Consider the following 12554-nt stretch of genomic DNA (forward strand, 5'->3'; position numbering starts at 1 on the left):
TGCTCGCAAGGCCATGTCGCTCGACAAACCCATAGACCATCCTCCTCGCCCACGCCGATCGCGCACGACGACCGAGCCGATGCGGGCTGTAGTGAACCGCTAATGTCGCTTCAAAGCATCGCGCAGGCAATGGCCCCTTGGTGCAATCCCGGAGGGCGCCGGCGGGCCCGACGCGGGACTGTCACGAGAGCCCGCTACCACTTTTCGTGCCTCGCCGCACGCACGACGATGATCAAGCGTCCGGCTTGAGTCGGGCCCACCGCTCGCATAGGATGGCCCGGCCGTCGCGCTGGCCCGCGCATTGCCTGGCTGTTCACGACGGCGCGATCCCCTGGAGGAACCGCTTGAAAACACTTCCGATTGACCTTGCGCTGCAAGGCGGTGGCGCCCACGGCGCGTTCACCTGGGGCGTGCTCGATCGACTGCTCGAGGAGCCGTGGCTGCGCATCGAAGGCATCTCCGGCACCTCGGCCGGCGCGATGAACGCCGCGGTGCTGGCGTGCGGCCATGCGCGCGGCGGCCCCGAGGGCGCGCGCGAATCGCTCGAGGAGTTCTGGCGCGGTGTTTCGGAAGCGGCCCGGTTCAGCCCCTTCCGCCGCGGCTGGATCGAAATGATGACCGGCCGCTGGACGCTGGACAACTCGCCGGCCTTCCTGGCCGCGGAACTCGCGATGCGCGTCTGGTCGCCGTACAACCTCAACCCACAAGGCATGAACCCGCTGCGCGGCATCCTGCGGGAACTGATCGACTTCGAGCGCCTGGCTTCATCGCCGATCAAGCTCTTCGTGACCGCCACCAATGTGCGCACCGGCCGGGGTCGCCTGTTCCGCAATGCCGAGATCAGCCCCGATGTGCTGCTCGCCTCGGCCTGCCTGCCGTCGATGTTCCATGCGGTGGAGATCGACGGCGACCCCTACTGGGACGGCGGCTACGCAGGCAACCCGACGATGACGCCGCTGATCCGCGAATGCTCGTCGAGCGACACCCTGCTGGTGCAGATCAATCCGGTGGAACGCCCGGGCGTTCCGCGCAGCGCGCAGGAGATCAACAACCGCCTCAACGAGATCTCGTTCAACTCGCCGCTCCTGAAGGAACTGCGCATGATCGCGATGCTGCATCAGGTGGCGGACCCGGGTCACGGCGAGGGCGCGGCATGGGCGCGCATGCGCATCCACCGCATCGCGACCGACGCGATGCTCGAACTCGGCTATTCATCGAAGCTGATCGCGGAATGGGCCTTCCTTTGCAAGCTGCGCGACGAGGGTCGCCGCGTGGCCAGCGAGTTCCTCGCGTCGCACTCGGGCGATATCGGCAAGCGCTCGACGTTCGATCTGGACGCACTGCTCGAAGGGGTTTGAACGCATGGGACTCGCAGGAATCTTCGTCGGCCTCGGCCTGCTGATCTGGCTTTCGTACCGGGGCTGGAGCGTGCTGGTGCTCGCGCCGCTCGCGGCGCTCATCGCGGCCCTGTTCGCCGGCGAACCGCTGCTCGCGCACTGGACGCAGACCTTCATGGGCTCCGCGGCCGGCTTCCTGGCGAGCTTCTTCCCGCTGTTCCTGCTCGGTGCGATCTTCGGCAAGCTCATGGACGACAGCGGCTCGGTGCAGACCATCGCGCGCTTCATGACCGACAAGCTCGGCCCGCAGCGCGCGATGCTCGCGGTGGTGCTGGCCGGCGCGATGGTGACCTACGGCGGCGTCAGCCTCTTCGTCGCCTTCTTCGTCCTCGCGCCGATGGCGCAGGCGCTGTTCCGCGCGGCCAACGTGCCCGCGCGGCTGATGCCCGCCGCGATCGCGCTCGGCACCTCGACCTTCACCATGTCCGCGCTGCCGGGCACGCCGGCGATCCAGAACGCGATCCCGATGCCCTTCTTCGGCACCACCGCCTTCGCGGCGCCGGGGCTGGGGGTGATCGCCGCCGCGATCATGCTGGGCTTCGGCATGTGGTGGCTGCGCCGCGCCGAGAACGCCGCGCGCAAGGCCGGCGAAGGCTTCGGCACCGTCACGGTGGACAAGCACGTGGACGCCTCCGCCAACCCGGTGGTGCGCGAGCGCGCGAGCACCTCGGGCAGCTTCGATCCCGCCGAGGCCACGCGCGGCGGCCACAGCGACAGGGAGCCCGGCGTCTTCGTCGCGCTGCTGCCGCTCGCCGTGGTCGTTCTGGTCAACCTGCTGATGGCGCTGGTGGTGCTGCCGCGCCTGGACACCGGCTACCTCGCCGATCCACGCTTCGGCGGCATCTCGATCGCCAACGTGGGCGGCGTCTGGGCGGTGCTGGTGGCGCTGATGGCGGCGATCGTGGTGCTGATCGCGTGCAACTGGAGCCGGCTGCCTTCGCTGCGCGAGACGATCGACGCGGGCGCCAATGCCTCGGTGCTGCCGGTGGTGTCGGTGGCCAGCCTCGTGGGCTTCGGCGCGGTGGTGGCCGCGATGCCGGCTTTCGAGATGGTGCGCGAATGGGTGCTGGGCATCGGCGGCGGGCCGCTGGTGTCGCTGGCGCTGTCCACCAACATCCTCGCGGCGCTCACCGGCTCGGCCTCGGGCGGGCTGACGATCGCGCTCGACGCGCTGGGCGCCACCTACATGCAGCTGGCCGCGACGATCGGGCTCGATCCGGCGCTGATGCACCGCGTCGCGGTGATCGGCGCGGGCACCCTCGACAGCCTGCCGCACAACGGCGCGGTGGTGACGCTGCTCGCCGTCTGCGGCACGGGCCACAAGGAGAGCTACTTCGACATCGTGATGGTGGGCATCGTCAGCGCGCTGCTGGCGCTGGTCGCGGTGATCCTGCTGGGTTCCACCTTCGGCTCGTTCTGAGTCTCCCGGCAGCTCAGGCCACGCGGGCGCGCCGGACCACCTTTTCAGACAGCGCCGCGACGCACCTCGCGTATTCGGCCTCGGCCTGCTTCTGGGCCTCGCACAGGCGCGCGAGCGTCTGGATCTCCACCGACCCCGGCGGCAATGCGTCGCCGCCGCAAAGCCAGTCGCCCAGTGCCTCGATGAGTTCGCCACGCGCGGCTTCCACCGCGAGGCGACTCGCGACAACGGCCTGATGGAGTTGGGTCAGCTTGCCTCTTCGTCCCTGCCGCACATGTCCTCCTGAAGTTGTGGATCATCTTCAGACTACTTATGTATTACCTGTGAACCTGTAGGTCCATACCGCGAAGGCGGTAGACATTTGGCCGGATGAGGCGGTCGGCGTTGCAAGCGAGGCTGCCGATCGCCTGTACGACCCGGCGCACAAGGCGGCGATTTCGTAGGAATGCGGGCACGGGGAAATCAGTGTCGGCGTCGTTGCCTGCGCTGATGGCGCCTACGGCCGAAAACCTTCGGCTGGTCTACCTTGAACACAAAAGGAGCTTGCCATGTCACTCGCAATGCCAACACCCGATTTCGAGCCCTCCGAGGCGCGTCTCGCGCTTCACCTGGCGACCTTCCCTACGCAGCAGGCCACGCCCGAAGCTGCCGGCGAGCCGCATCCCGGCGAGGACGAGGCCGACCGCCCCGGCGACCACCCGAAGCTCGCCCTGCGCCAGCTGAGCCTGGTCTTCGGCGAACGCCGCTGAGTTGCGCTGCCACGCGCTCGTGGAGCGTGCATGACCCCATGACCGGATGCCATACGCACCTTCTGCGCCATCGCCCTGCCGATCGGCAGAGAGCCTTCGCCCGAACGCGGCAGCCCTCTGCCGACTCGCCAGTGCCAATGGCGGATGTGTAAAAAAGTAAACAGGTGTCTCATGGAGTCACAGCGCCGCGCCCCTGCGCCGCGCTCGACACACCTGCAACACCTGGGGCGACGACCATGTACCACGGTGAACGTTTCAATGGCTACAGCCACTTGTGCGGCTTTCTCCTGGCATCGGCCGGGGCGGCGCTGCTGATCTCGAAGACGGTCACCGGGGACGATCCCGCCAAGACGGCCAGCGCGCTGGTCTTCGGCATCTCGATGATGCTGCTCTACGCCGCCTCGACCATCTTCCACAGCACGCGCGGGCGGATGAAGCGCTTCTGGCAGCGCGTGGACCACTGCGCGATCTACCTGCTCATCGGCGGCAGCTACACGCCGTTCGCGCTGGTCACGCTGCAGGGTCCCTGGGGCTGGGCGCTGCTGGCCGGAATCTGGGCCGCCGCGATCGTCGGCATCGGCCGCGAGTTGCGGCCGGATCCGGCGAAGCCTTCCCTGCTGATCTACCTGGGAATGGGTTGGCTCGGCGCACTGGTGCTCGGACCGCTCATCGAGCGGCTCGACGGCGCCGCCGTCGCATGGGTGCTGACGGGCGCCGTGCTCTATTCGGCAGGGACGATCTTCTATGCCAACCCGCGTGGCTGGCGTCATGCGCACGGCACCTGGCACCTGTTCGTGATCGGCGGCACGCTGAGCCACTACGTCGCCGTCACGCAGTTCGTGCTCCAGTGACGGCAGGCCGGCGTCCTTTCAGCCGCCGAAGGTGTAGCGCACGCCGAGCCATGCGGTGCGCGGCGCGCCGGGCGCAAGGAAGGTCGCACGCACCAGCGGAAAGTCGCCGTTGGCGTTCGCCGGGAAGGGCCGCGCGACGAAGGCGCCGCCGGGCCCGAATGCGTTGGCGCCGAGTTGGCCGCCGGTCACGTACTTGCGGTCGAACAGGTTGTTGATCTGCACGAAGACCTTCATCCCCGGGCGCGGCCGGTAGTCGGCGCCGAGGTTGAACACCGCGTAGCCGCCGGTGCGCCCGTCGCCCGTGTAGTAGATGCCGTCAGGCATGTGCAGGCCGTTCTCGTTGCCCCGCACGTTCGCGCCGCTCGAGGCCACCATGTCGAGGTCGAAGCGCCATTGCGCGTGCGGCTCCCAGCTCGCCGCCAGCTTGAGCGTGCGGCGCGGGAGCAGCGGGATGGGGTCGCCCGGCCGGATCGCGATCGTGCCGTCGGTGCCGGGCGCACCCGCGAGCGCCGAGCTGTTGCTGCTGTTGCCCGAGCCGTTGATGACTTCGGCGCTGCGGAAGGTGGCGTCGAGCAGGGAGAGGTTGGCGCCGACGGTCCAGTCGCGGGCGGGCTGCGCCGCCAGCCCCGCCTCGATGCCCTGGCGGCGGGTCCTGCCGAAGTTCTTGAAGTAGCCGAAGCCGCTCGCGTTGTCCGAGACGAAGAGCAGGTCATCCTGATTGTCCGAGCGGAAGAGGCCGAAGTTCCATGAGACCGCCCGCTGCCAGTTGCCGCGCAGGCCGGCCTCGAAGGTGGTGGTCACGACCTGCTTGAGCGGCGGGTCGCCGGCGAAGGAATTCGGCAGCTTGCAGGGCGTCGCCGGATCGGCGCAGCCGAGCTCGATCGCGGTCGGTGCGCGGCTGCCCTGATTGACGCCGGCATAGAGCGTGAGCGCCTCGCTCGCCGCGAAGGTCAGGCCGATCGCGGGATTGAAGCGGCTGAAGCTGTGGTCGCCCGTGAGCGATCCCGGCGCGGGGCCGGGCGTGACCCAGTCGACGTTGTCGACCGAGCTGTGGTTGTAGCGTCCGGATAGCGTGAGATGCGTGGCAGCGCTGATCTCGATGAGGTCGCTCGCATAGACGCTCCAGGTGCGCGAGCGGCTCGACAGGCCCACGCGCGCATCCAAGGGGTTCTCGGTGTTCTGCGTACCGTCGGCGAAGGCACCGGGCCCGAAGAGCGGCGTGATCGAGCGGTCGGGGTTGATGAAGCCGAACTGCGCGCTCTGGTCGAAGCCGACGCGGCTGGCGTCGTAGGCGGCACCCAGCACGAGCTGATGGCCGATGCCGGCCGTCTCCATGAGCGCCGAGAACTGGCCCGCGAGGCCCTGGTTGTGCTGCTCGATCCGGGTGCGATTGTAGAGCCCGTTGCAGGTCTCGTTGGGCGCGTCGTTCGTGAGCACGTTGGCGATGCAGCGCCAGCGCGGGAATGGCGTGTTGGCCTGTGTCTCGCCGCTGGTCGGGAAGCCGGTGAAGCCGGCGCCCGCGAGGGCCGCGCGCTCGGCCGCATCGGGCTGGTAGAGCGCCTGGCCGAGCGAATCGGCGTTGACGTCGCCGTTCAGCGTGCTGGCCTTGATCTCGCGCCAGTAGGCGTTGCCCGTGAAGCGCAGCGTGTCGCTCAAGTCGTGGCTGGCGGCAAGGTTCACGAAGATCGAGCGGTTCTGCGTCTGGTCCGGCAGCGTGTAGATGCTCTTCCAGTCGCGCTGCAGCGCGTGCTGCTCCAGGAGGCCGTTGCCCGTGAGGTCGTTGTCGGCATAGGCGGTCGTCAGCGACACCTCGGTGTCGCGCGAGCGCTTGCCGACCTTGGCGAAGAGCTGGCGCAGATCGCTCGGGGAGGCCGTGCGCCAGCCGTCCTCGTGGAAGCGGTTGCCTGCGAGATACCAGTTGAGGCCGTCGTCGCGGCTGCCGCCGGTCTCGAACTCGGCGGCCACGCGGCCGTAGCTGCCCCCGAGCAGTTGCACGGAGGTGCCGGGGCTGGTGAAGCCATCCTTCGTGCGCACCGACAGCGCCCCGCCCAGCGTGTTGAGGCCGAACAGCGGGTTGCTGCCGGGCATCAGCACCACGCTCTGGATCACGCTGTGCGGGATCAGGTCCCAGCTCACGACGTCGCCGAAGGGCTGGTTCAGGCGCACGCCGTCGAGGTACACCGACAGGCCCTGCGGCGTGCCTAGCAGCGGCGAGGCGGTGAAGCCGCGGTAGTTGATGTCGACCTGGAAGGGATTGCCCTGGATCTCGTTGACGGTCACGCCGTTCATGCGGCGCGAGAGAAAGCCCGCCAGGTCCAGCGCATGCGCGCGATCGATGTCCTCGCCGGTGGCGCTCTGCACGTTGGCCGGTACCTGGTCCTTGGGCACGTCCAGGCCCGGCAGCGGCGTGGGCGCGACGACCGTGACGGTCGGCAGCTCGCGCTCTTCCTGCTGCTGCTCCTGGGCCGTGGCCGGCCCGGCGCGCAGGAGCGCGACCGAAGCCGTCGCCAGCAGCGCGAACGCGGGCAGGCGCGGCATGCGGGGGACGCCGAAGCGACATTGCATGTGTCTCCTCCTCCGCAAAAAAATCCCCGACCACGCTCCTAGAATCCGCCGGGTTTCGAGTGCGGCCCAGCCGCGCGGGCCGGCCGTTCCTGCGCCGGCCACCTTATCCGGAATAAGCAACTGACCGCCCGCAAACCCGCATGGGGGCTGGCGAATAAGCTTATCCGCATAAGGCGCGAACCAAAAAATAGTTTGTTTCCATAAGGCGCGCTTCTAAAGTTGCGGCCTCGTTGACCGGGGCCGGTGGACGCACTGCCTTTCAACAACTGACACACGATGTACCAATACACAGATTTCGACCGCCAGTTCGTGCACCTGCGCGCGGCGCAATTCCGCGACCAACTCGAACGCTGGCAGACGGGCAGGCTGTCCGAGGATGAATTCCGTCCCCTGCGGCTGCAGAACGGCTGGTATGTGCAGCGCTACGCGCCGATGCTGCGCGTCGCCGTGCCGTACGGCGAGCTGTCGAGCAAGCAGCTGCGCGTGCTCGCAAAGATCGCCCGCGAATACGACGAGCCGGAGGCCGAGGTCTACAAGAACGCGGTCGCCACGCAGGGCAAGCTCGGCTCGCACAAGCTGCCGACGCACTACGCGCACTTCACCACCCGCACGAACGTGCAATACAACTGGATTCCGCTTTCCAAGTCGGCGGACGTGATGGACCTGCTCGCCTCGGTCGACATGCACGGCATCCAGACCAGCGGCAATTGCATCCGCAACATCACGAGCGACGAGCGCGCCGGCATCGCGATCGACGAGGTGGCCGACCCGCGCCCCTACGCCGAAATCATGCGCCAGTGGAGCACGCTGCACCCCGAATTCGCCTTCCTGCCGCGCAAGTTCAAGATCGCGATCAGCGGCGCCGCCGAAGACCGCGCCGCGACCGGCTGGCATGACGTGGGCCTGCACCTCGTCAAGAACGACCGGGGCGAGCTCGGCTTTCGCGTCCAGGTCGGCGGCGGCATGGGCCGCACGCCGATCATCGGCACCGTGCTGCGCGAGTTCCTGCCGTGGAACCAGATCATGAATTACCTCGAAGCGGTGATCCGGGTCTACAACCGCTATGGCCGCCGCGACAACATCTACAAGGCGCGCATCAAGATCCTCGTGAAGGCCGAAGGCCAGGTCTACATCGACGACGTCGAGGCCGAGTACAAGCAGATCATCGAGCACGACGGCGCCCCGCACACCATCTCGCAGGCCGAGTTCGACCGCGTGAACGCCTCCTTCGTGCCGCCGACGCTCGCGACCCGCGTGTTCCGCAGCGCCGAGGAAACCGACGCCGAGCTGCGCGCCCAGGCGGCCGACGACGTGATGTTCGCGCGCTGGCTGGCCCGCAACGTCGCACCGCACAAGAACCCGGCGCTGCGCGCGGTGACGCTGTCCTTCAAGCGCCGCCTGCAGGCGCCCGGCGATGCATCGGCCGCGCAGCTCGAAACCGTCGCGACCTTGGCCGACCGCTTCAGCGCCGGCGAAGCCCGCGTGACGCACGACCAGAACGTGCTGCTGCCCTGGGTGCATGCCGAAGACCTGCACGCCCTGTGGCTTGCGGCCCGCGAGGCCGGCTTCGCGAGTGCCAACGTGCACCTGCTGACCGACATGATCGCCTGCCCCGGCGGCGACTTCTGCGCACTGGCCAACGCCCGCTCGATTCCGATCGCCGAAGCGATCACCGAGCGCTACCAGGACCTCGACGAGCTCGACGATCTCGGCGAGATCGACCTGCACATCAGCGGCTGCATCAACTCGTGCGGCCACCACCACAGCGGCCACATCGGCATCCTCGGCGTCGACAAGGACGGCAAGGAGTGGTACCAGGTCACGCTCGGCGGCTCGGACGGCTCCCAACTCAGCGGTCCGGCGCAGCCCGGCAAGGTGGTCGGCCCGTCGTTCTCGGCGGCCGAAGTGCCCGGCGTGATCGAAGCAGTGCTCAACACCTACCGCGACACCCGCGAATCCGGCGAAAGCTTCATCGACGCGCTGCGCCGCGTGGGCATCGAGCCCTTCAAGACCGCGGCCAACGGCGCACGCTTCAAGGTCGAGGAGGCCGCAGCATGAACAAGACCCTCAGGATCCTTGCCGCCGAAGACCACGTCGACAACGGCGAACCGAACGTGCTGCAACTGCCGAACGACGCCGATCCGCTGGCGATCGAGGTCTGCCTCGACGACGTGGAGCGCATCGACCTCGACTTCCCGAAGTTCACCGATGGCCGCGCCTACAGCCAGGCGTTCCTGCTGCGCCGCCGCCTTGGCTTCAAGGGCGATATCCGCGCCACCGGCGACGTGCTGATCGACCAGCTGGTGCAGATGCAGCGCATGGGTTTCTCCAGCGCCGTGCTGAGGGAAGGCGTGGACGCCACGGCTGCCCAGCGCCAGTTCGACCGCTTCGCCGCCTACTACCAGGGCGACGCGGTGCAGACCGCGCCCTTGTTCAAACGCGGCTGAGCGTGCCGCCGTCGCCCCGTCCCACTGGAATCCCCGCCCCATGAATATCGACCTCGAAGAACTCAACGCCAGGCTCGGCCGCAACGCCGAAGGCCTGGTGGACTGGGCCATCGGCCTGGGCCAGCCCGCGATCATCACCACCAACTTCCGCCCCTTCGAGGCGGTGATCCTGCACATGGTCACGCGCGTGAAACCCGACGTGCCCGTGGTCTGGATGGACAACGGCTACAACACCGAGGCCACCTACCGCTTCGCCGACGAGCTGACCCGGCTCTTGAAGCTCGATCTGCGCATCTTCGTGCCGCGGCGTTCGCGGGCGCATCGGGAAGCCGTCGACGGCCCGACGCCGGCGCTGGACGATCCGCGCCATGCCGCCTTCACCGAGGAAGTGAAGCTGGAGCCCTTTGCCCGTGCGCTGCGCGAGACGGCACCCAAGGTCTGGTTCACCGCGCTGCGCGCCACCGACACGGCCGTGCGCGCACAGATGGACCCGGTCAGCATCAATCCCGATGGCCTGATCAAGGTCGCCCCGCTCCTGCACTGGTCGTCCAAGGACCTGTACGACTACTGCCAGACGCACGGCCTGCCCAACAACTTCGACTACGTGGATCCCACCAAGGGCGAGGACAACCGTGAATGCGGTCTGCACCTCTCGCACTGAAGTCCCCAGCCCCTACAGATCCATTTCTTCAGCCCCCGATTCCATGAACGCCCGCACCGAACCCGACCTGCTGCTGCCGAGCGCGGAGACCCTGAGCCGCCTGTCCAACACGCAACTCGATGCGCTGGAAGAAGAGACCATCTTCATCCTGCGCGAAGTCGCGGCCTCCTTCGAACGGCCGACGCTGCTGTTCTCCGGCGGCAAGGATTCGCTGGTGCTGCTCAAGTGCGCGGAGAAGGCCTTCGGCGTCGGCCGAATCCCGTATCCGCTCCTGATGATCGACACGGGCCACAACTTCCCTGAAGTGACCCAGTTCCGCGATGCGCGCGCCAGGGAGCTCGGTGCCGAACTGATCGTGCGCAACGTCGAGGATTCGATGGCGCGCGGCACGGTGCGCCTCGCGCACCCGGGCGAATCGCGCAACGTGCACCAGTCGGTCACGCTGCTCGAAGCCATCGAGGAATTCCGCTTCGACGCGCTGATCGGCGGCGCGCGCCGCGACGAGGAAAAGGCCCGCGCCAAGGAGCGCATCTTTTCGCACCGCGACAGCTTCGGCCAGTGGCAGCCCAAGGACCAGCGGCCCGAACTGTGGACGCTGTTCAACACCCGCCTGGCACCGGGCGAGCACTTCCGCGTCTTCCCGATCTCGAACTGGACCGAGCTCGACGTCTGGCAATACATCGAGCGCGAGCACATCGCCCTGCCCTCGATCTACTACACCCACAAGCGCGAAGTGGTCGAGCGCCGCGGCCTGCTGGTGCCGGTGACCGAACTCACGCCGCCGCGCGACGGCGAACAGATCGAGGTGCGCGACGTTCGCTTCCGCACCGTGGGCGACATCACCTGCACCTGCCCGGTGGAAAGCCTCGCGGCCGATGCGGCCGACGTGGTGGTCGAGACGCTGGCCGCCGAAGTGAGCGAGCGCGGCGCCACGCGCATGGACGACAAGACGTCCGAAGCCTCGATGGAAAAGCGCAAGAAGGACGGGTACTTCTAACTCGCCCCCAGGCTTGCTCACTTCGTGTAGCCGCCCACCCCCGACCGGGGGCAACACCAGCGGCCCGGCAAAGCCGGTTCCGCGGTGTTTCTGGGATGGGGTCCGTTGGTATTTTTAGGTTGCTATGAACATGACTGCTGTTGCTTCTTCTCAATCGACTGCCGCCGAAACCGGCGCCGCGCTGCGCTTCATCACCTGCGGCAGCGTGGACGACGGCAAGAGCACGCTGATCGGCCGCCTGCTGGTCGACAGCAAGACCGTGCTGCAAGACCAGTTGGCCGGCGTGCAGCGCGGCGGCGAGGTCGATCTGGCGCTGCTCACCGACGGCCTGTCGGCCGAACGCGAGCAAGGCATCACGATCGACGTGGCCTATCGCTATTTCTCGACTGCGCACCGCAAGTTCGTGATCGGCGACGCGCCGGGCCACGAGCAGTACACCCGCAACATGGTCACTGCCGCTTCGAGCGCCGATGCCGCCGTGGTGCTGGTCGACGCGACCAAGCTGGCCTGGGCCGCCGAAGTCGGCGACGGCGAGGTCGTGAAGCGCGAACTGCTGCCGCAGACCCGCCGCCACACCCTGCTGTGCCACCTGCTGCGCGTGCAGTCGATCGTGTTCGCGGTCAACAAGCTCGATGCGATCGACGATGCCGAACTGGCCTTCGAGCGCATCTCCTCCGCGCTCTCGGACTTTGCCGAAGCCGCCGGCGTGCAGGTCGCCGCGACCGTGCCGATCTCGGCGCTCAAGGGCTGGAACGTGGCTTCGCGCCATGCGAACTGGGCGGGCTATGAGGGCCCCAGCCTGCTCGAGTTGCTCGAGACCCTGCCCGTCACCGCGCAGGACGAAGCCGTGCCCTTCGCCTTCCCGGTCCAGTGGGTCGAGAAGTTCTCGTCCTCGGCCGACACCTCGCGCGGCCGCCGCGCGTTCTGGGGCCGCGTCGCCAGCGGCCACGTCGAGCCCGGCCAGCGCGTCACGGTGCTGCCCGGCAACCAGACCGCCACCGTCGCGCAGGTGCTGAGCCACACGCGCCAGCCCAAGACCGTGCATGCGGGCCACAGCGCCGGCATCGTGCTCGACCGCGAACTCGACGTCTCGCGCGGCGACTGGCTGCTGGAACCCGGCGCCTTCGAGCCGCAGCGCGAGATCACCGCGACCATCGCATGGCTCGACGACGAGCCGCTGGTGCCGGGCCGCGTCTATTGGGCGCTGCAGGGGCATCGCTGGGTCAAGGCCAAGGTGGCGCGCATCGTGGATCGCGTCAACATCACGACGCTCGAATCCGAGCCGGCCGACCACCTCGAGGCCAATGCGATCGGCGACGTCGTGCTCAGCCTGCAGCAGCCGCTCGCGGTGCTGCCGTTCACGCAATCGCGCGCGCTCGGCTCGCTGATCCTGGTCGACACCGCCTCGCATCGCACTTCCGCGGCCGTGCTCGTGCAGCCTGCTGTCACAAGCGCCTAAAATTCGGG

The 12554-nt window shown here is 68.0% G+C and carries 11 protein-coding genes; 9 read left to right on the plus strand and 2 right to left on the minus strand.

What is annotated here, in order from left to right:
• Positions 1-371 precede the first annotated feature (371 nt).
• Positions 372-1358 (plus strand): patatin-like phospholipase family protein, encoded by a 987-nt coding sequence (locus tag VAR608DRAFT_RS29040; protein ID WP_443082965.1) that lies wholly within the window; start codon positions 372-374, stop codon positions 1356-1358.
• A 4-nt stretch (positions 1359-1362) separates the two neighbouring features.
• Entirely contained in the window at positions 1363-2817 is a 1455-nt protein-coding gene (locus VAR608DRAFT_RS29045; protein WP_088957227.1) for a GntP family permease, read from the plus strand.
• Positions 2818-2830: 13 nt separating this feature from the next.
• On the opposite strand, the gene VAR608DRAFT_RS29050 is transcribed toward VAR608DRAFT_RS29045, so the two are convergent.
• A complete protein-coding gene (locus VAR608DRAFT_RS29050) occupies positions 2831-3091 on the minus strand; it encodes a hypothetical protein (RefSeq protein ID WP_088957228.1) in 261 nt (86 codons plus the stop codon).
• A 274-nt stretch (positions 3092-3365) separates the two neighbouring features.
• Here VAR608DRAFT_RS29050 and VAR608DRAFT_RS29055 point away from each other — a divergent pair, with 274 nt between their 5' ends.
• Together VAR608DRAFT_RS29055 and trhA are read left to right on the plus strand one after the other, a co-directional pair.
• The gene (locus VAR608DRAFT_RS29055; protein ID WP_088957229.1) at positions 3366-3566 is read left to right on the plus strand and encodes a hypothetical protein; all 201 of its coding nucleotides are present in this window, start codon (positions 3366-3368) and stop codon (positions 3564-3566) included.
• Between the two features lie 236 nt (positions 3567-3802).
• Positions 3803-4417 carry a PAQR family membrane homeostasis protein TrhA gene (gene trhA / locus VAR608DRAFT_RS29060; protein ID WP_088957230.1) on the plus strand — a complete coding sequence of 205 codons (615 nt, stop codon included), beginning with the start codon at positions 3803-3805 and terminating at the stop codon, positions 4415-4417.
• Positions 4418-4435: 18 nt separating this feature from the next.
• On the opposite strand, the gene VAR608DRAFT_RS29065 is transcribed toward trhA, so the two are convergent.
• Positions 4436-6982, minus strand: coding sequence for a TonB-dependent receptor (locus VAR608DRAFT_RS29065; RefSeq protein ID WP_231973000.1), 2547 nt, complete (start codon positions 6980-6982; stop codon positions 4436-4438).
• A gap of 276 nt (positions 6983-7258) precedes the next feature.
• Here VAR608DRAFT_RS29065 and VAR608DRAFT_RS29070 point away from each other — a divergent pair, with 276 nt between their 5' ends.
• The 5 genes from VAR608DRAFT_RS29070 (at position 7259) to VAR608DRAFT_RS29090 (ending at position 12546) form a co-directional block, all read left to right on the plus strand.
• Positions 7259-9040, plus strand: a complete 1782-nt coding sequence (locus VAR608DRAFT_RS29070) for a nitrite/sulfite reductase (RefSeq protein ID WP_088957232.1) — start codon at positions 7259-7261, stop codon at positions 9038-9040.
• Complete coding sequence (locus VAR608DRAFT_RS29075; RefSeq protein WP_088957233.1) at positions 9037-9429, plus strand: DUF934 domain-containing protein; 393 nt, start codon at positions 9037-9039, stop codon at positions 9427-9429. The genes VAR608DRAFT_RS29070 and VAR608DRAFT_RS29075 overlap by 4 nt, the downstream gene beginning before the upstream one ends.
• Positions 9430-9469: 40 nt before the next feature.
• The gene (locus tag VAR608DRAFT_RS29080; RefSeq protein WP_088957234.1) at positions 9470-10090 is read left to right on the plus strand and encodes a phosphoadenosine phosphosulfate reductase domain-containing protein; all 621 of its coding nucleotides are present in this window, start codon (positions 9470-9472) and stop codon (positions 10088-10090) included.
• Positions 10091-10133: 43 nt separating this feature from the next.
• Positions 10134-11087 (plus strand): sulfate adenylyltransferase subunit CysD, encoded by a 954-nt coding sequence (gene cysD / locus VAR608DRAFT_RS29085; RefSeq protein WP_088957235.1) that lies wholly within the window; start codon positions 10134-10136, stop codon positions 11085-11087.
• A 124-nt stretch (positions 11088-11211) separates the two neighbouring features.
• The gene (locus VAR608DRAFT_RS29090; protein WP_088957236.1) at positions 11212-12546 is read left to right on the plus strand and encodes a sulfate adenylyltransferase subunit 1; all 1335 of its coding nucleotides are present in this window, start codon (positions 11212-11214) and stop codon (positions 12544-12546) included.
• Positions 12547-12554: the final 8 nt, after the last annotated feature.

The organism is Variovorax sp. HW608, assembly GCF_900090195.1.
In the GTDB taxonomy this organism is placed as follows: Bacteria; Pseudomonadota; Gammaproteobacteria; order Burkholderiales; family Burkholderiaceae_C; genus Variovorax.

Coding starts and splice junctions, on each gene's coding strand:
- VAR608DRAFT_RS29075 (WP_088957233.1), top strand. CDS start 9,037: ATGAACAAGACCCTCAGGATCCTTGCCGCCGAAGACCACGTCGACAAC.
- VAR608DRAFT_RS29090 (WP_088957236.1), top strand. CDS start 11,212: ATGAACATGACTGCTGTTGCTTCTTCTCAATCGACTGCCGCCGAAACC.
- VAR608DRAFT_RS29055 (WP_088957229.1), top strand. CDS start 3,366: ATGTCACTCGCAATGCCAACACCCGATTTCGAGCCCTCCGAGGCGCGT.
- trhA (WP_088957230.1), top strand. CDS start 3,803: ATGTACCACGGTGAACGTTTCAATGGCTACAGCCACTTGTGCGGCTTT.
- VAR608DRAFT_RS29045 (WP_088957227.1), top strand. CDS start 1,363: ATGGGACTCGCAGGAATCTTCGTCGGCCTCGGCCTGCTGATCTGGCTT.
- VAR608DRAFT_RS29065 (WP_231973000.1), bottom strand. CDS start 6,982: ATGCAATGTCGCTTCGGCGTCCCCCGCATGCCGCGCCTGCCCGCGTTC.
- VAR608DRAFT_RS29080 (WP_088957234.1), top strand. CDS start 9,470: ATGAATATCGACCTCGAAGAACTCAACGCCAGGCTCGGCCGCAACGCC.
- cysD (WP_088957235.1), top strand. CDS start 10,134: ATGAACGCCCGCACCGAACCCGACCTGCTGCTGCCGAGCGCGGAGACC.
- VAR608DRAFT_RS29070 (WP_088957232.1), top strand. CDS start 7,259: ATGTACCAATACACAGATTTCGACCGCCAGTTCGTGCACCTGCGCGCG.